Origin of the sequence: Rhodococcus sp. 1168 (genome assembly GCF_002091955.1) — a bacterium.
Classification (GTDB): Bacteria; Actinomycetota; Actinomycetes; order Mycobacteriales; family Mycobacteriaceae; genus Rhodococcoides.
The window spans coordinates 1-22,816 of record NZ_MKKY01000021.1 but is presented as its reverse complement, the minus strand read 5'-3'; the positions used below and the strand labels follow the sequence as shown (position 1 = coordinate 22,816).

The 22,816-nt window shown below is 61.4% G+C and carries 28 protein-coding genes; 5 read left to right on the top strand and 23 right to left on the bottom strand.

All coding sequences use genetic code 11. The annotated features are described in order from the left end of the window. Positions 1-7: 7 nt before the first annotated feature. The 3 genes from BJI47_RS02025 to BJI47_RS02015 are packed head-to-tail and all read right to left on the bottom strand — an operon-like array spanning position 8 to position 2,471. Complete coding sequence (locus BJI47_RS02025) at positions 8-1,186, bottom strand: IS30 family transposase (protein WP_217808487.1); 1,179 nt, start codon at positions 1,184-1,186, stop codon at positions 8-10. A gap of 20 nt (positions 1,187-1,206) precedes the next feature. Next, positions 1,207-1,437, bottom strand: a complete 231-nt coding sequence (locus BJI47_RS02020; RefSeq protein WP_088942150.1) for a hypothetical protein — start codon at positions 1,435-1,437, stop codon at positions 1,207-1,209. Next, positions 1,434-2,471: an aldo/keto reductase gene (locus BJI47_RS02015; RefSeq protein WP_088942149.1), complete on the bottom strand. Its 1,038-nt coding sequence runs from the start codon at positions 2,469-2,471 to the stop codon at positions 1,434-1,436. Before BJI47_RS02015 ends, BJI47_RS02020 begins: the two co-directional genes overlap by 4 nt. A 170-nt stretch (positions 2,472-2,641) precedes the next feature. On the opposite strand from BJI47_RS02015, the gene BJI47_RS02010 reads away from it, so the two are divergent. Further along, the gene (locus tag BJI47_RS02010) at positions 2,642-3,550 is read left to right on the top strand and encodes a helix-turn-helix transcriptional regulator (protein ID WP_088942148.1); all 909 of its coding nucleotides are present in this window, start codon (positions 2,642-2,644) and stop codon (positions 3,548-3,550) included. Positions 3,551-3,659: 109 nt separating this feature from the next. On the opposite strand, the gene BJI47_RS02005 is transcribed toward BJI47_RS02010, so the two are convergent. The 8 genes from BJI47_RS02005 to BJI47_RS01970 all read right to left on the bottom strand — a co-directional run bounded on the left by BJI47_RS02005 (position 3,660) and on the right by BJI47_RS01970 (position 10,214). Then, entirely contained in the window at positions 3,660-5,132 is a 1,473-nt protein-coding gene (locus BJI47_RS02005; RefSeq protein ID WP_088942147.1) for a DUF1254 domain-containing protein, read from the bottom strand. Between the two features lie 106 nt (positions 5,133-5,238). Beyond that, complete coding sequence (gene ehuA / locus BJI47_RS02000) at positions 5,239-6,000, bottom strand: ectoine/hydroxyectoine ABC transporter ATP-binding protein EhuA (RefSeq protein ID WP_088942154.1); 762 nt, start codon at positions 5,998-6,000, stop codon at positions 5,239-5,241. A 13-nt stretch (positions 6,001-6,013) separates the two neighbouring features. Then, a complete protein-coding gene (gene ehuD, locus BJI47_RS01995) occupies positions 6,014-6,658 on the bottom strand; it encodes an ectoine/hydroxyectoine ABC transporter permease subunit EhuD (protein ID WP_088942146.1) in 645 nt (214 codons plus the stop codon). Further along, positions 6,655-7,386, bottom strand: coding sequence for an ectoine/hydroxyectoine ABC transporter permease subunit EhuC (ehuC, locus tag BJI47_RS01990; protein WP_088942145.1), 732 nt, complete (start codon positions 7,384-7,386; stop codon positions 6,655-6,657). The genes ehuD and ehuC overlap by 4 nt, the downstream gene beginning before the upstream one ends. Positions 7,387-7,408: 22 nt before the next feature. After that, positions 7,409-8,305: an ectoine/hydroxyectoine ABC transporter substrate-binding protein EhuB gene (locus tag BJI47_RS01985; protein ID WP_088942144.1), complete on the bottom strand. Its 897-nt coding sequence runs from the start codon at positions 8,303-8,305 to the stop codon at positions 7,409-7,411. 338 nt (positions 8,306-8,643) lie between these two features. Further along, the gene (locus BJI47_RS01980; RefSeq protein ID WP_088942153.1) at positions 8,644-9,339 is read right to left on the bottom strand and encodes a cation diffusion facilitator family transporter; all 696 of its coding nucleotides are present in this window, start codon (positions 9,337-9,339) and stop codon (positions 8,644-8,646) included. Next, positions 9,339-9,683 carry a helix-turn-helix transcriptional regulator gene (locus BJI47_RS01975; protein WP_088942143.1) on the bottom strand — a complete coding sequence of 115 codons (345 nt, stop codon included), beginning with the start codon at positions 9,681-9,683 and terminating at the stop codon, positions 9,339-9,341. The genes BJI47_RS01980 and BJI47_RS01975 overlap by 1 nt, the downstream gene beginning before the upstream one ends. Before the next feature lie 54 nt (positions 9,684-9,737). Continuing rightward, a complete protein-coding gene (locus BJI47_RS01970; protein WP_088942142.1) occupies positions 9,738-10,214 on the bottom strand; it encodes an ArsI/CadI family heavy metal resistance metalloenzyme in 477 nt (158 codons plus the stop codon). 98 nt (positions 10,215-10,312) lie between these two features. Between BJI47_RS01970 and BJI47_RS01965 the strand changes: the two genes are divergently transcribed. After that, positions 10,313-10,672, top strand: coding sequence for an Rv2640c family ArsR-like transcriptional regulator (locus BJI47_RS01965; protein WP_088942141.1), 360 nt, complete (start codon positions 10,313-10,315; stop codon positions 10,670-10,672). A 153-nt stretch (positions 10,673-10,825) separates the two neighbouring features. Then, entirely contained in the window at positions 10,826-13,060 is a 2,235-nt protein-coding gene (locus BJI47_RS01960) for an NADP-dependent isocitrate dehydrogenase (RefSeq protein ID WP_088942140.1), read from the top strand. Positions 13,061-13,223: 163 nt separating this feature from the next. Here BJI47_RS01960 and BJI47_RS01955 read toward each other — a convergent pair whose 3' ends face one another. The 7 genes from BJI47_RS01955 to BJI47_RS23970 all read right to left on the bottom strand — a co-directional run bounded on the left by BJI47_RS01955 (position 13,224) and on the right by BJI47_RS23970 (position 17,958). After that, positions 13,224-13,994 carry an urease accessory protein UreD gene (locus BJI47_RS01955; RefSeq protein ID WP_088942139.1) on the bottom strand — a complete coding sequence of 257 codons (771 nt, stop codon included), beginning with the start codon at positions 13,992-13,994 and terminating at the stop codon, positions 13,224-13,226. After that, complete coding sequence (gene ureG, locus BJI47_RS01950; protein WP_088942138.1) at positions 13,991-14,719, bottom strand: urease accessory protein UreG; 729 nt, start codon at positions 14,717-14,719, stop codon at positions 13,991-13,993. Before ureG ends, BJI47_RS01955 begins: the two co-directional genes overlap by 4 nt. Continuing rightward, the gene (locus tag BJI47_RS01945) at positions 14,712-15,383 is read right to left on the bottom strand and encodes an urease accessory protein UreF (RefSeq protein WP_088942137.1); all 672 of its coding nucleotides are present in this window, start codon (positions 15,381-15,383) and stop codon (positions 14,712-14,714) included. The genes ureG and BJI47_RS01945 overlap by 8 nt, the downstream gene beginning before the upstream one ends. Positions 15,384-15,391: 8 nt before the next feature. Next, on the bottom strand, positions 15,392-17,101 hold the full coding sequence (locus tag BJI47_RS01940) for an urease subunit alpha (protein ID WP_088942136.1): 1,710 nt from the start codon (positions 17,099-17,101) through the stop codon (positions 15,392-15,394). Beyond that, positions 17,098-17,424, bottom strand: a complete 327-nt coding sequence (locus BJI47_RS01935; RefSeq protein WP_088942135.1) for an urease subunit beta — start codon at positions 17,422-17,424, stop codon at positions 17,098-17,100. Before BJI47_RS01935 ends, BJI47_RS01940 begins: the two co-directional genes overlap by 4 nt. Continuing rightward, the gene (locus tag BJI47_RS01930; protein ID WP_088942134.1) at positions 17,421-17,723 is read right to left on the bottom strand and encodes an urease subunit gamma; all 303 of its coding nucleotides are present in this window, start codon (positions 17,721-17,723) and stop codon (positions 17,421-17,423) included. The genes BJI47_RS01935 and BJI47_RS01930 overlap by 4 nt, the downstream gene beginning before the upstream one ends. A 91-nt stretch (positions 17,724-17,814) precedes the next feature. Continuing rightward, on the bottom strand, positions 17,815-17,958 hold the full coding sequence (locus BJI47_RS23970) for a hypothetical protein (protein ID WP_176224630.1): 144 nt from the start codon (positions 17,956-17,958) through the stop codon (positions 17,815-17,817). Between the two features lie 220 nt (positions 17,959-18,178). Between BJI47_RS23970 and BJI47_RS01920 the strand changes: the two genes are divergently transcribed. Then, positions 18,179-19,201 carry a hypothetical protein gene (locus tag BJI47_RS01920; protein ID WP_088942132.1) on the top strand — a complete coding sequence of 341 codons (1,023 nt, stop codon included), beginning with the start codon at positions 18,179-18,181 and terminating at the stop codon, positions 19,199-19,201. Between the two features lie 42 nt (positions 19,202-19,243). On the opposite strand, the gene BJI47_RS01915 is transcribed toward BJI47_RS01920, so the two are convergent. Next, positions 19,244-20,089: an adenylate/guanylate cyclase domain-containing protein gene (locus tag BJI47_RS01915; protein WP_176224629.1), complete on the bottom strand. Its 846-nt coding sequence runs from the start codon at positions 20,087-20,089 to the stop codon at positions 19,244-19,246. Between the two features lie 146 nt (positions 20,090-20,235). On the opposite strand from BJI47_RS01915, the gene BJI47_RS01910 reads away from it, so the two are divergent. After that, positions 20,236-20,892, top strand: a complete 657-nt coding sequence (locus BJI47_RS01910; RefSeq protein WP_088942151.1) for a nitroreductase family protein — start codon at positions 20,236-20,238, stop codon at positions 20,890-20,892. Between the two features lie 42 nt (positions 20,893-20,934). Here the strand turns inward: BJI47_RS01910 and BJI47_RS01905 are convergent, their stop codons facing one another. The 4 genes from BJI47_RS01905 to BJI47_RS01890 all read right to left on the bottom strand — a co-directional run. Then, positions 20,935-21,312, bottom strand: coding sequence for a hypothetical protein (locus tag BJI47_RS01905; RefSeq protein ID WP_088942131.1), 378 nt, complete (start codon positions 21,310-21,312; stop codon positions 20,935-20,937). Positions 21,313-21,321: 9 nt separating this feature from the next. Continuing rightward, positions 21,322-21,858, bottom strand: coding sequence for a DUF3558 domain-containing protein (locus BJI47_RS01900; protein WP_088942130.1), 537 nt, complete (start codon positions 21,856-21,858; stop codon positions 21,322-21,324). 159 nt (positions 21,859-22,017) lie between these two features. Then, complete coding sequence (locus BJI47_RS01895) at positions 22,018-22,395, bottom strand: hypothetical protein (protein ID WP_088942129.1); 378 nt, start codon at positions 22,393-22,395, stop codon at positions 22,018-22,020. Positions 22,396-22,410: 15 nt separating this feature from the next. Then, on the bottom strand, positions 22,411-22,816 hold a 406-nt coding region (locus BJI47_RS01890), incomplete at its 5' end, for a DUF3558 domain-containing protein (RefSeq protein ID WP_088942128.1).

Genomic DNA, 22,816 nt, shown 5'->3' with positions numbered 1-22,816 from the left:
GGCGGTTTCAAGTGGTTGTTGCAACGACTAACTCGTTGATCACTTTTGCTGGTGATTTCCAGCCTAGTGTTTTCCGGGGGCGGTCGTTGAGTTCAGCGGCGACCGCTTGGAGTCGTTCGGCGGTGTGCACGGACAGGTCGGTGCCTTTTTTGAAGTATTGCCGCAGGAGTCCGTTGGTGTTTTCGTTCGTTCCGCGCTGCCAGGGACTGTGGGGGTCGCAGAAGTAGATTGCCATGTCGGTGGCCATAGTGATTTCTGCATGCCGACGCATTTCGAGACCTTGATCCCAGGTCACCGACTGTTTGAGTACCGCAGGCATCGACCGGATTGCCTCGATCATCGCGTCTCGGACGGCGTCGAGATTGTGCGAGTGCGGCAGGTGGAGCAGCATGGTGAACCGTGACGTGCGCTCGACGAGGGTGCCGATCGCCGATTTGTTGCCGGCACCGAGGATCAGGTCGCCTTCCCAGTGCCCGGGTACTGTGCGGTCTTCGACGTCGTCGGGTCGTTCGGAGATCAGCGTTTTGTCGGGGATGTGATGAGCGTTGCTGGGTACCCGGCCGTGTTTGCGGCGATGCGCCCGCCCGGTCCGTAGTGCATCGGCGACTTCGGCTTTGAGTTCGCCTTTGGCTTGGACGTAGATGGCGTTGTAGATCGTTTCGTGCGACACGTGCATCTCCGGTCGATCGGGGTAGTCGATCTTCAGTGTCGCCGAGATCTGTTGTGGTGACCACTTTTTGCGGAGTCTGCGGACGACTTCTGTGCGGAGCTCACTGTTGCGGTCGGCGAGTTTCGCGGCCTTGGGTCGGCGGGCGCGTGTGTCCGCTCGCTGGTGTGCGGACACTGATCGGTAGGTGCCGCCAAGGTTGGTGTTGCGTTTGAGTTCGCGGGAGACGACGGACTTGTGACGTCCGATCAGGTCGGCGATATCGGTCTGGGTTAGTCCCATCGCGGTGCCGATCGCGATTTCCTCTCGTTCGGCTTGCGAGAGGAATCGTCCGCTGGGTTCGGGCCGGACCCGTTTGGCCCCGCGGACGATTCCTGCCTTCTGATCTATCCACCGCTTGCCGGTGGTGCGGCTGACGCCGGCAGCGGCCGACGCGTGGATCACTGAAGCACCCGAATCTCGCATGGCATGGAACTTAGCGACTACTTCTGCGCGATTCGGGACAACACGTCGTGGCATCTGCTCGACATCTCCTCAGGTCAGGAGCTGTGTTGCAACGACCACTTGAGATTGCCCTGCCGGGTACGAAGGTCCAGTTCGGGGCGGGCGATGATCTCACCGAAGGCGTACTCGACGATGGAATGCCCGAATCGCTCGTCCACTGGTGCCACCGAGGCGATGACGGCGTCGGGGTCGATGCCGATGCTGCGCATCACCTCGCGTCCGCGGCGTTCACGCTCGCTCGGGACGTGTTGATCGGGACCAGTCATGTCGATGCGTCTCCGCGGGCCGAGCGGGTGTCTGGCAACGTCGTGGCCGGGTACCGAGCGCCCTGAACGTTGTCCGGGCGAAATGCTGCATCCAGCGCCTCGAGTTGCTCGGCGGACAGCGAGATCGCGGCGGCGGCCAAGTTCTGGGCCAGGTAGTCGAGTCGTTTGGTGCCCGGGATGGGGATCACGTCCTCGCCTTGGGCGAGGACCCAGGCCAACGCGATCTGACCGGCGGTGGCGTCGTGCTGCTCGGCCACCGCGCGTAAATAATTGAGCAGGGCGAGGTTGGTACCGAGGTTGCCGTCGGCGAATCGGGGCATGACCCGGCGGACGTCGTCGGCGGCAAGATTGTCGAGTGCAGCGATCTCGCCGGTCAGCATGCCGCGACCCAGCGGGGAATATGCCACCAATCTGGTGTCGAGTTCCCGCGCGGCGGCGAGCACACCGTCGGTGATCACATCGCGGGTCCACAGCGAGAATTCGCTCTGCAGCGCAGTGATCGGGTGTATGGCGTGCGCGCGGCGCAGGATCTGTGCGCTGACCTCGGACAGTCCGAGGTAACGCACCTTGCCTGCATGTACCAGGTCGGCCAACGCGCCGATCGTGTCTTCGATCGGGGTGTGCTCGTCAAGGCGATGCAGGTAGTACAGGTCGATCGTGTCGACTTCGAGCCGTCGCAGGCTGGCATCACACGCCGAACGTGCATAGTCGGGGCTTGCGTCGTGCCACCGGTGTTCGCCGTCACGGCGGATGCCGAACTTGGTTGCCACGAACGCCTCATCGCGGCGGGCGCGCAGTGCGCGGCCGACGAGTTCCTCGTTGTGGCCGTCGCCGTACATGTCCGCGGTATCGAGCACGCTCACACCGCCGTCCAGGGCGCTATGGATGACTCGGATGGATTGCGTGTCGTCGGCGCGGCCGTAGAACTCGCTCATACCCATGCAGCCCAGCCCCAGTGCACCTACCCGGTCGCCGAGTAGCCGGCGTCCGAGACTGTGCTGATCTTGCGTATCGAACGAAGAAGTCGATGTCATGTCTATCCTTATCGCGTCGTCGTCGTCTTGGTGGATGGAACGAGATTGACTTTTGCTCGAGATCGGTGGGGCAACCAGGACGCACATCACCGGGGGAGCGGCGTTCCTGGGAGTCACACACCCAGGCAGCGCGGTTGCCGCGCTCGTACTTGCGCTGACACCATGGCGGCATGGCCCAGACAGAGATCAGCACCTTTCTGCGCTCACGCAGGGCCCGGGTACAACCATCGGACCTCGGGCTGCCCCCCGGGACAGGGGCTCGCCGAACCGCCGGACTGCGCCGCGAAGAGGTGGCTGCAATCGCCGGCGTCAGCGTGGACTACTACACCCGTCTCGAGCAGGGGCGCGAACGGAACCCGAGCGAGGCGGTCCTCGAAGCGCTGGCCAGGACACTGCTCCTCGGTGTCGAGGAACGCGAGCACCTCTTCCGCCTCGCCGCCCACGCCGGAAAACCCCGACGAGCGCGGACGGCCTCCACCCCCACGCGTCAGGTCCGACCCGCCGTGCGCCAGTTACTCGACACCGTCGGTGCCGCACCCGCATACGTGCTTTCGAGGACCAATGATCTGCTCGCGTCGAACCCCGCCGGCACCGCCCTCCTGGCGGGGATCGACCAGTGGCCCGCACCACGGTGGAACACCATCCGTTATATCTTCCTGCACCCCACGGCGAGAACACTGTTCGTCAACTGGAACGCGATCGCGCATGGCGCGGTCGCGCATCTACGGGCGATGGCGGGGATCGCCCCGAACGACCGCGAGCTGGCAGAACTCATCGCCGAGTTGGACACCAAGAGCGAGGAGTTCCCCCGAATGTGGCGGCTACACGACGTCCGTAGCCTTTCCGCCGGACGCAAACTGTTCGACCATCCGAAGGTGGGACGAATGGAACTGAACTACGAGGTGCTCGACGTCGCCGGTGCCGATCAGCGTTTGGTCGTGTACCAGGCCGAACCCGGAACCCCCGACTACGACGCAATGCTGCTACTGAACATGCTCGGCAGCCCGACCGTGAAGGCACTATCACGCCTCGCGGTACCATCGGCCGACACTCTCACGCCTCGCACCGCACTGTCCTAGCCGGCACCGTCCGCAGCGGAGTCCCCGATCAGAAGATTCCACCGATTGCGAGCCGACGGTACACCAACACAATTTGGGAAGACCGGATCGTGTCGAATGAAGGCACAAATCAAAGGCGCTCGATATCGGTTGGGACCCAGGTCTTGTCGAACCAGGGCTCGAGGGGACCGTACAAACGAAGGATGGCGTACCAGCTTTTGCCGGGCACCGTCTCGATCCAATTGCCCCGGCGCTCACTCGGTGGCTCGGAACCGAAAGTCAGATCGATCGAGCCGTCGCTGTTGTACGTGAGCTCGTCCTTGTTCTTCTCGCTGCTCCGGCTTGGAAACGGCTGGCCGGTCTGCAGCTCCGAGCGGGTCTGGGGGTCGTAGACGACCAGCGACCAGAAATCCTTGGCTGGAATGCCCGCCGGAAGTATGAGCCGGTAAGTGTTGTTCCCGCTCAGGTATTCGCCCGAGGCGTCGTGCTCGGAGACCGCGTACTGGGAACCGACACCGACCATCTCCAGCGCCATCGCCGGCGTATTCAACGTCGCCTGGTAGAAAAAAAGCGTCCGTGCGTCGAAGTTGCGTCCCCCTCGGCCATCTCCGTCGAGCCACCGATAGTCGCCGCCCACGAAGCCGGTCTTCCACTTCCTATCCGCGTAGTAGTACGCGCGAGTATCCCTCGTCTTGAAGCAGATTGCGCGAGCAGTGGCATTGCCGACCGCAGCGCCGTCGCGAAGTATGCCGCGCATCCGCTCGTCGGGATCGAATGGCAGATCCTTGTGAATGCCGATCGAAGCGAGCAGGCCCCGAGTCTCGGGATCGATCATCCCGATCGGCTCGCGCGTGATCACAGCTGCGAGCTCTTCGTAGAAGTCGCTATCGTTGGCGTGGATCGTGTTGAAAGTCTTGCCGGAGATGGAGGTGAATTCCATCTTCGGCTGATCGTCGGCAGCCGACAACGGATAGATCTTGACCCCGTCCTCGAACATGGCCTTCGCTGCGTCGGTTTTGCCGTCGACGAGAAATCCCCGCAGCGCGAGCAGATTGACGCTGCTCGGAGACTCGGCCACGTGGTACCCGTCAGGACGCTCACCGGCATATCCGGTGGGGACCAGTAGATAGCGGCCGCCAGCTCCGCGGTCGGGACCGGGCGCGCCCATATCCGTTACGAATCTGAACCAGGCGTCGTTGACGGTGCCCGGCCCGCACCCTGGCGGAACTTCCACAACGGTTGGGCCGTCGCGGTCGAGATCGAGCATCGCCAACGCGTAGACGGTGTCGGTGTTGCCCGTCAAGAACAGTGGGTTGGAATCCAACAACTGGTCAGCGAGTGCGACCTTGTGGGCGGCAACGCAACCCACTTCCATCGCGCCACGGCGCATGCCCTCCATCGAGGCCGCCGGGATGCACTGCAAAAACACCTCTACCGCACGCGAGAAGTCGAGATTATCGAATACCTTCGCCGCAGTCTCCTCGCTGGGGAAGCCGTCGGCGAACTCGAGAGTCCCGAGCCGCGTATCGACGCTGTCGGGTGTCATGATCCGGTCAGGGACGGGAGTGTTGTAGCCGGCAGGAACTTCCGCGGAGGAATTCATGTTTCGAGGGTAGGCGCGTCGGTTGAATTTTTAGGGCTCTTTGGTCAATTGTTAACTCGGCGTTAATGGTTCCTCGATGCGCGAGCACCTAGAGAGCCCTGCTGTGTCAGTTGGAGAGCACTGCCTTGAGGAATGCCTTTGTTCGCTCCTGCTTCGGGTTCGTGAAGATGTCCTCGGGTGTGCCTTCTTCGAGGATTCTTCCGTTGTCGAAGACGAGTACGCGATCCGCGACGTCACGTGCGAAGCCCATCTCATGGGTCACGATGAGCATCGTGATGTCCGTTGTTTCGGCGATGTTGCGCAGCACGTCGAGAACGTCGGCGACCAACTCGGGATCGAGTGCCGAGGTCACCTCGTCGAGAAGCAGGATGTCAGGATCCATCGCGAGTGCACGGGCGATGGCGACGCGCTGTTGCTGACCGCCCGACAGCTTGGTGGGATGACTGTTTTCCTTGTCCGCGAGGCCCACTGTTTCGAGTAGTTCGCGTGCCCGCGCGATCGCGTCGGCTTTGCTCTTCCCGAGAACGTGGATCGGTGCTTCGGTGATGTTTTCCAGCACGGTCATGTTGGGGAAGAGATTGAATTGCTGGAACACCATGCCGATCTTGGTGCGCACGGATCGGAGGTGCTTCTCGGAGGCGACGACGAGCTTGTCACCTTTGTATTGGTGACTCAGCGGTTGATCCTCGATCCAGATGACGCCTTCGTTGACTTTCTCGATAGTCATGAGAAGGCGGAGGATCGTGGTCTTTCCGGATCCGCTGGGGCCGATCAGGGCGACGCGCTCGCCACGTGCGACGCGAAAGTCCAAGTGGTCCAACACGACGTGACTGCCGAATTGTTTGACGACCTTGTCGAACGAGATCATGGTCTGCGTGCCGTCAGTAGGCAAGTCTCTTCTCCAGTCTTCTGATGAGGATCGACGTCGGGTAGCTCGCGATCAGGAAGATCACACCGGCCATCGTGATCGGCTCCAGATACTGGAAGGTTCGCGCTCCGTATTGTTGAGCAGCTGTGACCATTTCGACGACGGTGATCGCGAACAAGAACGGCGTGTCCTTGAACATCGAGATTGCGTAATTGCCAAGGGCCGGGATTGTGATGCGAATTGCTTGGGGGAGCACAACGCCGCGCCACGTGCGTGTGGTCGGCAGCGACAATGCGCGCGCTGCTTCCCATTGGCCCGGTGGCACTGCGTCGATGCCGGCTCGATAGACCTCGGCCATGTAGGTCGAGTAGTGGATGCCGAGCACGGCGATACCGATCTGCAAGGCAGAGAATTGCGGTAGCAGGTAGTAGGCGAACAGCAGCTGCACCACCAAGGGCGTGAGGCGGATGAATTCCGACATCATGCGTAGCGGCACCGTCACGAACTTGGGTGCCGCGTGGCGGACGACAGCAATGAGCAGTCCGAGGGTCGCCGCCACGAAAAAACCGATTACGGTAGCGAGGACCGTGATCTTGAATCCTTCGAGCAGGTAGGGGATCGAGTCCCATGCTCGTTCCCAACTCCATTGCACGCTCATCGGCCCACCCCCACATTCTCGTTGATGTTCTCCGGCCGCAGGCTCAGCACTTCACGCAGCGAAGGTCCGGTGCCGAGCTTTCCCTTTGCGCGCACTTCGAGAACGTTCATCAGCAAGGTCAGGATGTAGGCGATGATGAAGTACAGAACGAGCCCGATTCCGAAGGCGAAAAGGGTGTCGCCGGTGCCTCGTCTGAGTTGTTCGATCTGGTACGTGAGATCTTGCAGGAGAACGAAGCTCGCGAGCGCACTACCTTTGAGTAGTTGAATCAGAAGGTTCGTCAGCGGCGGGAGCATCTGTACCCACGCCTGTGGAAAGACAACTCTGCGAAGCCGTTGGGTCGATGAGAAGTTCAGCGCGAGCGCGGCTTCCCATTGCGGTGCCGGAACGGCTGCGATCGAACCCCGGACGACTTCAGCGCCGTAGGCGCCGTAGTTGAGACCGAGTGCGAGGATCGCGCAGAATGTCGCATCCAGCTGGTAGCCGAACAGCGGCAGAACGTAGAAGAGCCAGAACAACTGGACTAAAAGTGATGTGCCACGGAAGAATTCGACGATCACACGTGCGGGAGCTCGAACCGACTTGAGTCGACTGCCTGCGGCAAGTCCGAGAATCAAGGCAAGAACGAAGGCCAATGCTGCCCCGCCGAGCGTCAGGAGAACGGTGGTGGTGATGCCTTCCTGGATTCGTGGCCACGAATCCAGGAAGGTCTCGATGTTGTCTTTCACGATCGGATTACTCGGCCTGCGATCAGGAGTCCGCCTCGCAGAGTTGCGCGGTGGTCAGCGAGGGGTCCGGCAATTCTTCCGCCGTGAATCCGTATTCGCCGACGATGGAGAGGTACTTGGCGGGGTCCGAGGTGATCTTCGCGAGCTCTTCGTTGTACGCGGCGAGGAGTTCGGTGTCATCGGTGCGGAACACCGTTGCGCCTGCGCCGACCTGAGGCTTGCCATCGATGACGGCGACGAAGGACTCGGTGACGTCCACGGGAGCGTCTGGATTGTTCGTCTTCATCCAGTTCAGTGAGATCGCGGTGAGCGCGAAGACATCTGCGCGACCGGAAGTCACCGCATCCATCCCGTCCTGCGGGGTGGCGACCTGGGTGGACGGGATATCGAGGGCCGCCGCGTAATCGGACTCGACTGCGCCGGTCATCGTCGACAGCTTCAGGCCGCTGTCCTTGACCGACTGCATGTCCGTCAGATTGGCCGGGTTTCCGGCAGGGACCATCAATGCCGTCGTGTAATTGAACTCGGGATCTCCGAAGGCTGCCTGCTCACAACGCTGGGGGAGGATCGACATTCCGGCGCTGACCACATCGAATCTGTTGGCCTGCAAGCCTGGAATGAGTGCGCCGAAGTCGGCATTGACGCCTTCGACGTTGTCGATACCGAGGTTGCCGAAGATCTCGCGGTGCAGAGCGACGGTGGCGCCCGTCAGCTGACCGTTCTCTTCGAAGCTGTACGGGGCCTCGCCCGCGAATCCGACTGTGATCGTTCCCTTGTCCTGCAGGGACTGAAGTCGATCTTCGCTGCTGGTGGAGTCGGTCGACGTGCAGCCGACGAGCGAGGCGGCGGCTAGTGAGACTCCGGCAAGCGTTGCTACGAGCCTTCTGTTCGAAATGTCGTGAAGCACTGTTCGTGCCATGTTGCGAGGCCTTCCGATCACCGTTCGGCAACGACACGGATACAGCGGCCACTACCGCCGATGAGTTCCCCGGCGGGAAGCGGCGCGGCTGATTTCGCGCATATTTGCCGACCCTTTGAATGTTCTTCGGTTGACGAAACTTAACACGCTCACAGGTTGCACATCGGGTCATTGGGGTCGCATCTTCGGGTTCCACGACCGCTGGCATGCGTCGAATTGCCTGACCAATGCGTGTATTTGCTGGTCTTGACACGAACGGGTAACGATCGGCACGTCCTGGTCAGAATGCCCGACACGGATAGGCATTTCGGCTCTCGAGCATCTCGGCACGAATCCCGTCAGTCGCAGCACTCGCAGTCGGTCTCGTCGGTGGTGAGTCGGCCAGATATGGGTGTTGCGCAGCAGATATCGCCCTTCCACGCGCCGAGGCCTTCCTTGACTGCGAGACCTGCGACGACGAGGGCAGCAATGGGGTCGGCCCACGACCACCCGAAGAAACTGTTGAAGAGTAGGCCGACGAGCACGACGGCCGAGAGGTACGTGCACAGGAGCGTCTGTTTGGAATCGGCGACAGCAGTTGCCGATCCCAACTCGCGGCCGGCCCGACGCTGTGCCCAAGACAGAACGGGCATGACGGCCAGACTCACGGCGGTCAGAGTGATACCGACCGTCGAGTGTGTCGCCTCTTCCGATCCGAACAGTGCGTGCAACGCGTCCATCGCCACATAGGCAGCGAGTGCGAAGAACGAGAAGGCGATGATGCGGAGCGCGATCTTCTCCCGGGACTCCGGGTTCGTGGCCGAGAATTGCCATGCCACTGCTGCGGCGGACGAGACCTCGATGATCGAGTCCAAGCCGAAACCGATCAACGCGGTGGAGGATACTCGCGCGCCCTCGATGAGGGCGACCGCAGCTTCGACGACGTTGTAGGTGATCGTGGCACCAATGAAATATCGGATGCGACGGCCCAGCACCGCACGGCGTTGGGCCGATGGAGAGGCTGTGGGAAAAGGCATTCCCAGTTCTGCGGACATCAGCAGCATCCGTCGACGTCGGAGTTGGGACAACACGTCGGATCCACGGCGAGTACGACGGCGAGCAAGTCGTCGAGGACACGGCCGATGTTGGCGTCTGCCAACTCGTATCGAGTCCTTCGGCCGTCGGGAACTGCCACTACCAGGCCGCATCCGCGAAGACAGGCGAGGTGGTTGGACAGTTTTTGGCGGGTCACGCCTAGTGAATCGGCAAGTTCGGCCGGATACCGCGGCTCGGTCTTGAGCGCGAGCAACACTCGCGTGCGCGTCTCGTCGGAGAGGGCGTGCCCGAAGCGTGACAGCACGGAAATATGGGTCAGTAGGTCCACGCCGTCACGGTACATCCAAATCTGTATTCAGAAAAGGCTGAATCATCCTGGGTCGAGATCGGTTCGCGGTCAGCAGCAGGCGGGTGTCGATGCCGTCGCGCCCGCCGATGAGTCTCCGCCGCAACACGTAGGCCCATCGGTGTTCGATTCGTTCGGCAACGACGGACTGGTTCCGAAAGTGTCCGAGTCGGCGAGGACGGTATAGACCTCCCAGCGTTCACCGGCGGGACCGCTGACCCAGACTTTGTCCTGTGTCGCGAAACAGCACGTGGTGCCGATCTCTTCGTCGGTGAACAGTCCTTCGCCGGTCAACCGGGCAATCTCGTCGTGAACCTGAGTCGAGGACTCGACTTCGATGCCCAGGTGGTTCAAAGTTCCTCCCTGTCCGACGTTTTCGATGAGAACAAGTTTGAGTGGTGGGTCTGCGATGACGAAGTTGGCATAGCCCGGCTTGACCTTCGCCGGGGTGGTTCCGAAGAGTTTGGTGTAGAACGTGACCGCCTGATCGAGATCGTCGACGTTGAGGGCGAGTTGGGCGCGTGACATTTGGAGTACCTCCACCTGTGAGACGTATGTCGAATTACTTGCTCGACCACAATGCGCGCGGATTCGACATAAGTCAAGAAGGTAGTAACCTGGTGTGCATGCCCAAGACGCTGCCGCTGATCGATGCCACGGCCCCACTCTGCTGTGCGCCAGTCTCTGCACAGCCGATGGCCGACAGTGAGGCCCTCGAATTGGCGGTGCGGTTGAAGGCGCTCGCGGATCCTGCGCGCCTGAAGTTGCTGTCGGTTCTACTGACCGACCCTGCGGGGGAGATCTGCACGTGCGATCTCGCTGCAACGATAGGGCTGGCCGAGTCGACGGTCAGCCATCATCTCGGCCAGCTCAAGAAGGCAGGCATGGTCGTTGCTGTCCGTCGGGGCATGAATGTCTACTACTCCGCGCGTACCGAGGCGCTCGACGCGCTGCGTGTGGTGCTCGACCCCCATTGCTGCACCTGATCGGCGGTGCCGACATTTCGGCTGCGGCGGCGAGATGCTACCGGTCAGTAGGGGTCGTATCCCGCTACTGCTCCGCACGGCGCCGGATCGAAAGCTTAAAGTTGGGGGGACGTATCCAAAAGACGACGTTGAAAACTGAGGCAAAGGCGAAACATGACTGCGAAACAGCCGACCATCATATACACCCTGACCGACGAGGCGCCGATGCTTGCGACGCATGCGTTTCTGCCGGTCGTGCGTGCGTTTGCCAGTGCGGCCGACATCGACGTTGCATCGAGCGATATCTCCGTGGCCAACCGCATCCTTGCCGAGTTCCCCGATTACCTCTCCGAGGATCAGAAGGTGCCGGACAACCTGGCCGAACTGGGTCGCCTGACGCAACTGCCCGACACCAACATCATCAAGCTGCCGAATATCAGCGCTTCGGTGCCACAGCTGATCGCGGCCGTGAAAGAGCTTCAGGACAAGGGTTTCGCGATCCCGGACTTCCCGGGGAATCCGAAGACCGACGAAGAGAAGATCATTCGTGATCGCTACACGAAGTGCCTCGGCAGTGCGGTCAACCCCGTTCTCCGCGAAGGTAACTCCGACCGCCGCGCGCCGAAGGCAGTGAAGGAATATGCCCGCAAGCACCCGCACAGCATGACCGAATGGTCGATGGCCTCGCGCACCCACGTGGCTCACATGCGCAGCGGCGATTTCTACCATGGCGAAAAGTCCACGGTCGTCGACGGCGATCGTGAAGTGAAGATGGAACTCCTGACCGCCGACGGCGAGTCGATCGTCCTCAAGCCGAAGGTATCGCTCAAGGACGGCGACGTCATCGACTCCATGTTCATGAGCAAGAAGGCCTTGCTCGACTTCTACGAAGAGCAGATGCAGGACGCCTACGAAACCGGCGTCATGCTTTCGTTGCATGTGAAGGCCACCATGATGAGGGTCTCGCACCCCATCGTGTTCGGACACGCTGTCCGTGTCTTCTACAAAGACGCATTCGCCAAGCATGGCGACCTGTTCGAAGAGCTCGGCGTCAACGTCAACAACGGCCTGTCCGATCTGTACAGCAAGATCGAGACGCTTCCCGCCTCCACACGTGACGAGATCATCGAGGATCTGCACAAGTGCCATGAGCATCGGCCGGAACTGGCCATGGTGGATTCGGCACGCGGAATCTCGAACTTCCACTCTCCCAGTGACGTCATCGTCGACGCATCGATGCCCGCGATGATCCGGGCCGGCGGCAAGATGTGGGGTGCCGATGGGCGTCCCAAGGACACCAAGGCAGTCAACCCCGAGTCCACGTTCGCGCGTATCTACCAGGAGATGGTGAACTTCTGTAAGACGAACGGCGCGTTCGATCCGACGACGATGGGCACCGTCCCCAACGTCGGACTGATGGCGCAGCAGGCCGAGGAATACGGCTCGCACGACAAGACTTTCGAGACACCGAAGGCCGGCATCGCCAACATCACCGATATCGCCACCGGTGAGGTACTGCTGACCCAGACCGTGGAAGAGGGCGACATCTGGCGCCTGTGCATCGTCAAGGACGCACCGATCCAGGACTGGGTCGCGCTGGCTGTGCGACGCGCCCGCGAATCGGGAATGCCGGTGGTCTTCTGGCTCGATCCGTACCGCCCGCACGAAAACGAACTGATCGCCAAGGTGCGTACGTACCTGAAGGACCATGACACCGAGGGTCTGGACATCCAGATCATGTCGCAGGTTCGCGCGATCCGCTACACGATGGAGCGTCTGGTCCGCGGGCTCGACACCATCTCCGCGACGGGCAACATTCTGCGCGATTACCTCACCGACCTGTTCCCGATCCTCGAATTGGGCACCAGCGCGAAGATGCTCTCCATCGTTCCACTGATGGCAGGTGGCGGATTGTACGAAACCGGTGCAGGTGGCTCGGCGCCGAAGCACGTCAAGCAGCTTCTCGAAGAGAATCACCTGCGGTGGGACTCGCTCGGTGAGTACCTGGCCTTGGCCGTCAGCCTGGAAGATCTGGGTAGCAAGACCGGCGGCAAGGCAACTGTTCTGGGCAAGGCTCTGGATGCGGCGACAGGCAAGTTGCTCGAGAACAGCAAGGGGCCCTCGCGGAAGACCGGCGAACTCGACAACCGTGGCAGCCAGTTCTATCTCGCGCTGTACTGGGCGCAGGAGCTCGCCGAGCAGACCGAGGATGCAGAACTGGCGAAGCACTTCGCCGGATTGGCAAAGTCGTTGGCGGACAACGAAGAAAGGATCGTCAAGGAATTGAACGACGCGCAGGGCAAGGCCGTCGAGATCGGTGGTTACTACTACCCGGATCCCGAAGCCACCGCTGCCGTCATGCGGCCGAGCAAGACGTTCAACGACGCGTTGGCGGCTGCGCAGCAGTAGTTTCTATCGCTTCAATGGTCCATTCATACGACGCAATCGTATGAATGGACCCCTGTATCGATCGGATCGGACTTGTGTCGATCGGATCGGACCTGTATCGATCAGTTTTGACCCATGGCCGGCACGCTCATTCTGAATCGACGGAGTGTGCCGGCGAAAACGGCTACGGGGCAATGATTTCCGACGTCCGACGGTGGTCCGCCGGATCGAGGTACTTCTTCGACCAGCGGTCCCACGAGATGTCGACGGCGGCCTGCGCTTCGTGCGCTTGCGGAGCCAACGCACGCGCAAGAGCACCGGAGCCTGCCAGCCGCGTCTCGTGCACGCCCTCGGCTGCTCCGGGCCGTGCTCCGACGAGTAGCACCGACGCCATCGTGCGATTGCTGCCGAGAACCCCGGGGAGGTCGCGATGCGCAGTGTCACGCAGATCGAGGTCCTCAACCAACAGGGGCTTGCCTACGTGATCAACTCGCATCGTCGAACGTAGGGGCCCGCCGCCGTCCTCGTAGGTGCGTCCGAGGACGAGTGTTTCCGAGATCAGGGCGCGGGCGCCGTCGCCGAGGCCGATCTGGGTATGCCTTCGCACGTTGGCTCCGGCGGTCACAACGAACGGAGCAGAGCGCCATACCAACTGCGCATCCTCATCGACCCGGATAGACGCTGACCACGACGCCGAACCGCCTTGTGCATGATAGGCCACCGTGCCGGACGGTTCGACGAGTTCGAGCCACACTCCAGGGCCGACGTGGATGTCGAGTCGGAGATCGTCTCCCGCCAGGAGCATCGCGTAGCTGCCGATCAGTGCCAACCGCGCAACCGGTCCGTCGACGTGCAGCGGTTGCGCGCGAAGGAAGGTGCCAGAGCGCATTTCGGTGAATCGCGCCCGCCCATGCACCAACTCCACATGGACCTTCGTCGTAACCGTTTCGGTCACGTATGACTGTGCTGCGTGCCGTCGGAGTGACTGTGCGGCGCCATCGGACCCGGATCGCGGGGCACGTGTCGGCCGTTCCTGTGATCTTCGAGGATCTGACGTACCCATTGCGCGAGTCTGGCGATCGCGTCGGAGTCGTCCCAGCTCAACGCCAACACTGGAAGCCCATCCCGAGCTTCCTTTGCGTCGGCCACCATCTGCTCGACGTCGACGCGCACGTACGGGGCGAGGTCCACTTTGTTCACGAGCAGCAGGTCTGCGCGTTCGATGCCGGGGCCACCCTTGCGGGCGACGTCGCCACCTCCTGCGACGTCGAGGCAGAAGATCTGGGCGTCCACGAGAGCGGGGCTGAACGTCGCGGTGAGGTTGTCACCGCCACTCTCGACGATCACCAGATCGAGTGGTGCGAACTCGGCTTCGAGATCCTCGACCGCAAGGAGGTTGGGGGTGATGTCGTCGCGGATCGCAGTGTGCGGACATGCACCGGTCTCGACGGCGTGGATGCGTTCGACGGGAAGCACACCGGCCGAGCGGAGAAGTCGGGCGTCCTCGTCGGTGTAGATGTCGTTGGTGACGACGGCGATTTCCATCTCGTCGGCGAGAGCACGGCAGATAGTGGCGATCAAAGTACTCTTGCCGGTGCCGACGGGGCCTGCGATGCCGAGTCGCAAAGCACGCCGCGGTGGAGCACCGGCGCTGTTGGTCTGTTCGGTCTTGTCAGGCAATGAAAATTCTCCTTGTTCTACCAGCGTGGTTCAGTGACCACTGCTCGGCTTCCGGTGCGGTGGCGGCGAGCATGTCGTCGACGGATTCGACGGCGAGCACGTTCTCCACCAATGTGTCGATCAGTGGTTCGAGAGAAAGTACCCACGCCACCGGGTCGACGGGATCGATGGGCGCAAGTTTCAGCGTTGCCGAGGCAACTGTTTGGATGTCGTCGTAGAAACAGACGCGAGCAACGGCCGCCTCGCCGATACCCATGACCGCTGCGACGGTGCCCAGGGCGACGGGACGCATCGGTGCGCGATCGATGGCCACCAGCGCAGTGACCGCAGGATGATCTGGCCACAGTCTCAGTGCCATCCGGACCAGTCCGCGCCCGAGCATTCCCGAGACGTTGCGTAGCGGTTCGCTCGTGGTCCGGGCGAGAAGAGCATCGTGAACCGATTCGATTCTCGACGGGTCGTCGGATTGTGCTGCACGATAAGCCAATACGGCAGCCGACGCCTCGACTGTCGCGACCGTCCGGCACCGCGCTCGTATATAGTCCGGAACCCGCTCGGGCGGCATGCCCGCCGCTAGAGCTGGCTCCAAACCACCCGAATAGATGTGTCCGCCGGTGGGCAACCGCGCGTCGCCGAGGAGGAGCGCTCCGATATGACCGGTCATCGATTCTTCTAGAACATCGTGTAACGCTGCGCGAGCGGCACGACATCCACCGGCTTCGGCCGAACCAGTTCGCCGTCGATGGAAATCGCGAACGTCTCCGGGTCGATGTCGAGTTTCGGCAGCGTCGTGTTGTTGGGCATGGACGCTTTGCCGATATCGCGAGTCGGGCGGACAGCGGCCAACTTTCGGGTCAGTCCCAGCCGGTCGGCCAGTCCGTCGTCGAGTGCTGCCTGCGAGACGAAAGTCGTTGCCAGGTGTGCGGCGGAGGCAGCCTCAGCCGGCAACGTCGGGCGAGTCAGGACCGGCTGCGGATTCGGTACGGCACCGTTCGGGTCGCCGAGCGGCGCTGCGACGATCGCCCCGGATTTGATGACCGCCCATGGGCGAATCCCGAAGAACGCCGGATCCCACAGCACGAGGTCCGCCATCTTGCCGCTCTCCACCGATCCGATCTCGTGATCGATACCGTGCGCGACGGCGGGGCAGATGGTGTACTTCGCTACATAGCGGCGTGCCCGCTCGTTGTCGGCAGGTTCGGAGGAACCCAGTGAACCGCGACGGTTCTTCATCACGTGAGCCACTTGCCAAGTGCGGCAAATTACTTCGCCGATCCGACCCATTGCCTGCGCGTCGGACGAGGTGATCGACATTGCGCCCATGTCCTGCAAAATGTCTTCTGCAGCCATCGTCGAGGCCCGAATTCGAGACTCCGCAAATGCCAGGTCCTCGGGCACCTTCGGATTGAGATGGTGAACGACCATGAGCATGTCGAGATGCTCGTCGACGGTATTGACGGTGTACGGGAGCGTCGGATTGGTCGACGCGGGAATCACATTCGGCTCGCTGACCACAGTGATGATGTCGGGGGCGTGGCCACCGCCGGCGCCTTCGGAATGGAACGCGTGGATGCCGCGTCCGGCGATAGCGTCGAGAGTGCTTTGGACATACCCGGTCTCGTTGAGGCTGTCAGCGTGCAGTGCGACCTGGAGACCGAACTCCTCGGCGGCGCGCAGCGATGCGTCGATCGCGGCCGGAGTTGCGCCCCAATCCTCGTGGATTTTGTATCCGCCGGCACCTGCCAGTGCGTCTTCACGCAATGCTCCCTGCGACACGGTGCTGCCCTTGCCGAAGAGGATGACGTTGAGCGGGATGTGGTCGAGCGCTCGATGCATCATCGTGAGCGCCCACGCCCCGCCGGTGACGGTGGTCGCCTTCGATCCCTCGGTGGGCCCGGTACCGCCGCCGATGACCGTTGTCGTTCCGGTCGCCAGCGCCTCACGCATCTCGATTTCACTGAGAAAGTGCACGTGCGTGTCGACGGCTCCCGCGGTGAGTATTTTTCCTTCTCCTGAGATGACATCGGTAGCGGGACCGATCTGCATGTCGGGGCGGATCCCATCCATGATGTCGGAGTTGCCTGCCTTGGCGACGGCGACTATTCGACCGTCGCGGATTCCGACGTCGGCACGGACTATGCCCCAGTGATCGAGAACGATCGCGTTCGTGATCACGACGTCGAGCGCACCCTCGGAACGTATCGAAGAGCCTTGGCCCATGGATTCGCGGATGGTCTTGCCTCCGCCGAACGTAGCTTCGTCGCCTCCGACGGTGCGATCCTCGGCAACCTCGATCCACAGGTCGGTGTCGGCCAACCGGATCTGGTCACCCGTCGTCGGACCGTACAGCTGGACGTACTTGAGGCGATCGATCCAACTCATGACTTCTCTTTCGGCGACGGAGCGTTGGTATCGGTCTTGATCTGGAGGCCCGGTACGCGTTTGCGGCCGCCCAAGGCTACGAGGTCGACCATCCGGCTCACCCCCGGTTCGAGTCGTACCGACGTGCCTGCCGGCAGGTCGAGACGGAAACCCTCGGCTTGGTCACGGTCGAACTGTAAGGCCGAGTTTGCATCGGGTAGATGCACATGCGAGCCGACCTGTATGGGCCGGTCTCCGGCGTTGACCACCAGGAGTGTGCGGCACTCCCGGCCGGCATTGAGTTCCACAGCCTCGGGGCGTAAGCGAAATTCGCCGGGGATCATTGGATCGGATCCGTGATGGTGACCAGCTTGCGACCGTCGGGAAAAGTCGCTTCTACCTGAATGGCACCGATCATCTCCGGGACGCCTTCCATGACCTCTTCCCGGCTGAGCACATTCCTGCCCTCGGTCATCAGTTCGGCGACGCGTTTACCCTCGCGGGCTCGCTCCATTACCCAGCAGGACAGCAGTGCTGTCGCCTCCGGGTAGTTCAGGACGACGCCTCGTTCACGTCGGTCGCGGGCCACCATCCCCGCCACACTGAGGAGCAACTTCTCCGTGTCCGATGGAACCAGTTGCATTGATCAACCTCGTGTTTCTTTGCAGGAACTTTCGACCCTAGCCATTGAGACCAAGGATTCGACCGACCGCTCGGTTACGTTCTCTTTACATTTATCGAGTGCCAGGATCTCTCGGTGGCTCAGGCAGAAGCGCTCCACCCTCGTCGGCCCAACGATCGAGCTGCTTGGGCGCGGGATCGGGAATGGCCTTCTTCCGCTTGAATAGTCCTTCTACTGCATCCTTGAACTTACCCATGGCCGAAGCATAGCGTGACTGGCCGAGCGCATCGGGGTATGAGAGCTCTTCGACTTCGACTGGGCAGTGTGCCGAGAACGCTAGATTTTTGCTGAATCTTTTTTCCGCGGTGAATGCTTGACGCTCAAAGTTTTGTTGGCGACGCGTGATTTTCGACCGCGGCCGGCATCCGTTGTCGATCGCCCCGTCCAGCCGGAATCGGTCCGATACTTTGGACACCATGGATGTGGTCGAATCTGTTCTCGCGTCACCTCGGGGCCGCTTCTTCTGCGCGAATGTCGCCTACAAGTGCAGTACCGACGATCCCGAGGGTTACTACTGCAGGCCATCGTCACCCGAGGACGTTCGTGAGGTGATCGAAGGCGTCGATGTTCGACTGATCGCGCAACTGTCCGAGTTCGATTTACTCGATGCTCTCTCCTTCGCGACGGATTGGGCCCGTTACTGGCAACCGCCGGATGAGGAGGACGTGATGTTCGCCCGCCCGCACATAGTGAACGCTCTGCGGCCGATCGCCGTCGCAGTGCTGAATTCGCCGCATGCCTACTGGTGGTCCGATCCGGTGGATCTCGACAATCAGCGCTTGGTGGTCCATCCGTGGTCGAATGACGGGTGGCCCGAGTCGACGTTGCCTTATCGGCCGCTGTCCACCGGCCTCGATGTGTGGCGTGAACACGTCGTGGCGATGGAAGAACGGTACCGCCTGGATCGTGTCGAACGCCCGGACTCTCGGGTTGGTGGGGAGTGGTGGTCGATTCCGTCACCGAGCAGTGCGTTGTCGACTACCCGCGCCAGGGAGGGGTTGGGTGCGTTGGAATTGATGTTGGAAGAGGATTCGTCCGGTGGGGGAGAAGCGCGAGTGTGGCCGGTTCACGTTGTCGGCGAACCAAGGATGTACGAGATCAGCAACCCGACGGATTGGGCGCGACTGGTCGACTCGTATCCGTTGGCAGTGCCGGAATCCAAACGATCGGATTGGTTCGAAACCACAGGTGAGTATCGCCAGTGGGTCATCCCGGATTGGGTTGCTGTGGCCGGAGACTACGACGCTGTTCATCTCAGCATCCACGGCTATCTCACTACTCCCGGACTCGCAATTCCATTGTCGGACAGTGATGGTGCCACCGTCCTCGGTGGTTGGGATCCAGATGCAACATGGTGGCTCGATCGCACTGTCACCACTATCGAGGACAAGCCGACACTATGGCGACGCGAGGACGGGCGATGGACGCGGCCGCAGTAATGCAGACGCGAATTCCAGGACAAAGCCGGCAGGCGATATTGGTCAATTCACTTGCTGGACAGAATCAGTAGTCAAGGGCCGTGTGGGTAGCTCGACCGGGTACAGCTGAAAGGCGCCCTTCATGCCCTTGAGTTCGACCTCGCGCGGTGTGCCGAGCGAAATATCGTGCACCGTGTCGATTGCTTCTTGAACCGTCTCGCTGACAAGTATTTCGCCGCCTTCGGCCTGGCCCGCCACCCGTGCGGCCATGGCCACATTGAGACCGAAGAGGTCGTCACCGCGCCGTACCGAGCTGCCGACATGTATCCCCATGCGTACCCGGATGTTGTCCCAGCGCTCTGGGTTCTTGTGCAGAACCTGTTGCACTCGGATTCCGCATCGCACGGCCTGGGCCGGGTCGGAGAACGCAATCATGTAACCGTCGCCCTGGCACTTCACCACGTGGCCGCCGTGGTCTTCCACCTGCTTGCGGATGAGCTTGTTGTGTTTCTCGAGCAGCTTCACCCAGCCTCGATCACCCAACTCCTCGTTGCGCGCGGTGGATCCTTCGATGTCGGAGAAGAGGACGACGATATCGCCGTCGGCAGTCATTCTGGCAAGTTCGGGGCGTTCGACTTTGGCCCAGCCCGCGAGGTCTTCGACGGAGTTGCGCACGGTCGCGCCGATGCCCTTGTTGATCAGCGAGTCCGCCGTGTGGAAGGCCCTCCTGATCGCGAACGGGGCAACGCCACGTCGCCGCCGGCGAGGCGACACCTCACGCTGGGCACGTTCGAGTGCGCGTCGAGTTTCCTGATGCTTCCGACGCGAGACGATGAGGAGGACACCGAGCGCTATTATCGCGGCAAGCTCGACTCCGGCTGCAATTATCCACAGGGTCACCTCGCTCATCTTTGCCTTCGGCTGTCTGTGGGTGTGAACGGCCCCGGTGCTTGGGCGGATACGAGCTCCGCGACGGTGGTGACTGCAGCCTCCGGTGGTCCGGCTCACCGGTCGTGCGAATGCTGGACACCCAGGCTCTGGGGCATGATCGATGGATGACTTCGTACCCGACTCTCGACCTGACACCCGACGAACTGCTGACCACGACGCGTACCGTCCGCAAGCGCCTGGACCTGACGCGGCCGGTGCCGTTGGACTTGATCAAGGAGTGTCTCGAGATTGCGTTGCAAGGTCCGTCCGGATCGAACCAGCAGGGCTGGCAGTGGGTGGTGGTCACCGATCCAGACCTGCGTTCACAGATCGGCGCGATCTACGGAGAACTGTTCGCCGAATATCAGGCGTCCAAACACTCGGCGAATGCTCTTTTCGCCGATGACCCAGAACGAGGTCCGATCCAGAAGCGTGTCGGAGACAGTGCCGGGTGGCTCGGTGAGCACATGGGTGAAGTGCCTGTGCTGTTGATCCCCTGCATCAAGGCAGGTAAGAATCTCCCCAGCGGCAATCAGGCCGGACTATGGGGTTCATTGTTGCCGGCCGTGTGGAACTATGCCCTGGCTGCGCGTGCGCGTGGACTCGGAACTGCTTGGACCACAATACATCTCGCGCGTGAAGCAGAGGTAGCCGAGATTCTCGGAATTCCGGAGGGATTTCATCAGGGTGCGCTGATTCCGACGGCCTACTACACGGGTGAGACCTTCAAGGTTGCACCGCGCGATCCTATCGAGACTGTTCTGCACGTAAACGCCTGGTAGCCAGCGATTCCCGGCGTAGTGAGGCGGGAACGAGAGTGTCGGCTACCTCGGTCCGTCTTGGCCGATCGATGCCGTGTTCTGCTGGTCGACGTCCTCTGCGGCTACGAAGAATTTTCGGAACACTGCTTGCATCGCCGTGACGACGTCGATATGGCTTTGCAGGACGTCCACTAGATTGTTCGGGCCGCCCACTGCCTTCTGTGAGAATTTGCGGGCAAGTGCGATTCCGGACTCGAAAGTACCCATGCCCTCCATGTTTTCCAACCGATGAGCTGCGGTCTTATTTCGCTCGAGCGTCGACAGATACTCGGTACATGCCTTGTCGCAATGTTGTGCGGCGGCGGGATCGAGGAACAGGTCCCCATCATCAGCCGCGATTGCGAGGCTGTTCCAATAGTCGATCGGAGATTTCAAGGCCATTGCGATCCTTCAATTAATCGAGGGTGGGAAGTACTGTCGAAGTTCGGTCGTGTGTCGATGGAGTACTTCGCACGGGTCACCCCGAGGCGGGGCAGTTCCGACTGCGTCGACCGAGAGCATCACGACGCCTTCGGTGGTGTCGAAGCTCGTTCCGCAGCTTCCTTCCGGCGACCGGTTCACAAACACATATTCGAGGGCGGGTTTTCCCCCCATGCTGACGTCCTTGAAATTTTGAAACGCAGGGTTGCGGCGAACGTCGTCGAGGGTGAAACGAACCGAGAACATGACGTCGAAGTGGTACCAGGGATTTTGTGTCGGGCCGTCCCACCCACAGACCGTCCAAGCCTTGGCGCTCATTCCTTCCATCCATCCGGACCCGGTTTCCGGATTGAGCCCGGTCGCGGCGATGGCGTCGTCCGGGATGCTGCAGGGTTCGAATTGCTCTGCCTGCCCTGGCACCCCTGCGACGGCTACTCCCTCCACCGGTTGGCTGCAGGCTGTGAGGACGGAGGCCACCGCTAGAAGTGGTAGCCATCGGCGCTGCATCGGACCCCCATCCGTTGGACTCGTCGTTAGGTTAGACGCATGGATTCCGAATTCGGTTCCGTCAATTGAGCAAGGGTTGCGGCGACGGTCATCCGGATTTCGTCGCAACGTGGTTCGAGTCAGCAGGGAAGCCAGCGGGCGAAACTTACATGAGCTCGGTTACCGCGGTCCGTTCTGACCGATCGATGTCGCGTTCTGCTGGTCGATGTCCTCTGCGGCTACGAAGAATTTTCGGAACACTGCTTGCATCGCGGTGACGACGTCGATATGGCTTTGCAGGACGTCCACTAGATTGTTCGGGCCGCCCAAGGCCTTCTGGGAGAATTTGCGGGCAAGTGCGATTCCGGAATCGAAGGGACCGAACCCCTCGACCTTTTCCAGGGCACGGGCGTCGATCTTGTTTTTTTCGAGTGTCCATAAATATTCGTTGCATGCCTTGTCGCACTGTCGTGCGGCTGTGGGATCGAGGAACAGATGCCCCTCGTCGGCTGCGGTGGCGAGACCGTTCCAGTATTCGATCGGAGAATTTGAAGCCATTTCGATTCCATTCAGCTAGATCGACGGCGGGAAGTATTGCGAAAGTTCGATGGTGTGTCGCCGAACTAATTCACACGGGTCACCCTGGGGCGGGCCGGTTCCGAGAGCCTCGACCGTGAGCATCACAACTCCTTCGGTGGTGTCGAAGCTGGTTCCACAGCCTTCGTCTGGATCCATAGATGTGAGTCCGAATTCGAGGGCCGTCCTGCCCCCTAAGCTGACGTCTTTGAAATCCTGAAATGCGATGTTGTGCCGAACTTCGTCGAGGGTGAATCGAATCGAAAACAGCACGCCGAAGTGGTACCAGGAATTCTGTGTGGGACCGTTCCAGCCGCAGGTTGTCCAGGCTTTGACGCTGATTCCTTCCATCCATCCGGACCCGGTTTCCGGATTGAGCCCGGTCGCGGCGATGGCGTCGTCC

What these genes read in the sequence shown, in the direction of transcription:
- BJI47_RS02025 (WP_217808487.1), bottom strand. Translation starts at nt 1,186, where the DNA reads ATGCCACGACGTGTTGTCCCGAATCGCGCAGAAGTAGTCGCTAAGTTC.
- BJI47_RS02020 (WP_088942150.1), bottom strand. Translation starts at nt 1,437, where the DNA reads ATGACTGGTCCCGATCAACACGTCCCGAGCGAGCGTGAACGCCGCGGA.
- BJI47_RS02015 (WP_088942149.1), bottom strand. Translation starts at nt 2,471, where the DNA reads ATGACATCGACTTCTTCGTTCGATACGCAAGATCAGCACAGTCTCGGA.
- BJI47_RS02010 (WP_088942148.1), top strand. Translation starts at nt 2,642, where the DNA reads ATGGCCCAGACAGAGATCAGCACCTTTCTGCGCTCACGCAGGGCCCGG.
- BJI47_RS02005 (WP_088942147.1), bottom strand. Translation starts at nt 5,132, where the DNA reads ATGAATTCCTCCGCGGAAGTTCCTGCCGGCTACAACACTCCCGTCCCT.
- ehuA (WP_088942154.1), bottom strand. Translation starts at nt 6,000, where the DNA reads ATGATCTCGTTCGACAAGGTCGTCAAACAATTCGGCAGTCACGTCGTG.
- ehuD (WP_088942146.1), bottom strand. Translation starts at nt 6,658, where the DNA reads ATGAGCGTGCAATGGAGTTGGGAACGAGCATGGGACTCGATCCCCTAC.
- BJI47_RS01985 (WP_088942144.1), bottom strand. Translation starts at nt 8,305, where the DNA reads ATGGCACGAACAGTGCTTCACGACATTTCGAACAGAAGGCTCGTAGCA.
- BJI47_RS01980 (WP_088942153.1), bottom strand. Translation starts at nt 9,339, where the DNA reads ATGTCCGCAGAACTGGGAATGCCTTTTCCCACAGCCTCTCCATCGGCC.
- BJI47_RS01975 (WP_088942143.1), bottom strand. Translation starts at nt 9,683, where the DNA reads ATGTACCGTGACGGCGTGGACCTACTGACCCATATTTCCGTGCTGTCA.
- BJI47_RS01970 (WP_088942142.1), bottom strand. Translation starts at nt 10,214, where the DNA reads ATGTCACGCGCCCAACTCGCCCTCAACGTCGACGATCTCGATCAGGCG.
- BJI47_RS01965 (WP_088942141.1), top strand. Translation starts at nt 10,313, where the DNA reads ATGCCCAAGACGCTGCCGCTGATCGATGCCACGGCCCCACTCTGCTGT.
- BJI47_RS01960 (WP_088942140.1), top strand. Translation starts at nt 10,826, where the DNA reads ATGACTGCGAAACAGCCGACCATCATATACACCCTGACCGACGAGGCG.
- BJI47_RS01945 (WP_088942137.1), bottom strand. Translation starts at nt 15,383, where the DNA reads ATGACCGGTCATATCGGAGCGCTCCTCCTCGGCGACGCGCGGTTGCCC.
- BJI47_RS01940 (WP_088942136.1), bottom strand. Translation starts at nt 17,101, where the DNA reads ATGAGTTGGATCGATCGCCTCAAGTACGTCCAGCTGTACGGTCCGACG.
- BJI47_RS01935 (WP_088942135.1), bottom strand. Translation starts at nt 17,424, where the DNA reads ATGATCCCCGGCGAATTTCGCTTACGCCCCGAGGCTGTGGAACTCAAT.
- BJI47_RS01930 (WP_088942134.1), bottom strand. Translation starts at nt 17,723, where the DNA reads ATGCAACTGGTTCCATCGGACACGGAGAAGTTGCTCCTCAGTGTGGCG.
- BJI47_RS23970 (WP_176224630.1), bottom strand. Translation starts at nt 17,958, where the DNA reads ATGGGTAAGTTCAAGGATGCAGTAGAAGGACTATTCAAGCGGAAGAAG.
- BJI47_RS01920 (WP_088942132.1), top strand. Translation starts at nt 18,179, where the DNA reads ATGGATGTGGTCGAATCTGTTCTCGCGTCACCTCGGGGCCGCTTCTTC.
- BJI47_RS01915 (WP_176224629.1), bottom strand. Translation starts at nt 20,089, where the DNA reads ATGAGCGAGGTGACCCTGTGGATAATTGCAGCCGGAGTCGAGCTTGCC.
- BJI47_RS01910 (WP_088942151.1), top strand. Translation starts at nt 20,236, where the DNA reads ATGACTTCGTACCCGACTCTCGACCTGACACCCGACGAACTGCTGACC.
- BJI47_RS01905 (WP_088942131.1), bottom strand. Translation starts at nt 21,312, where the DNA reads ATGGCCTTGAAATCTCCGATCGACTATTGGAACAGCCTCGCAATCGCG.
- BJI47_RS01900 (WP_088942130.1), bottom strand. Translation starts at nt 21,858, where the DNA reads ATGCAGCGCCGATGGCTACCACTTCTAGCGGTGGCCTCCGTCCTCACA.
- BJI47_RS01895 (WP_088942129.1), bottom strand. Translation starts at nt 22,395, where the DNA reads ATGGCTTCAAATTCTCCGATCGAATACTGGAACGGTCTCGCCACCGCA.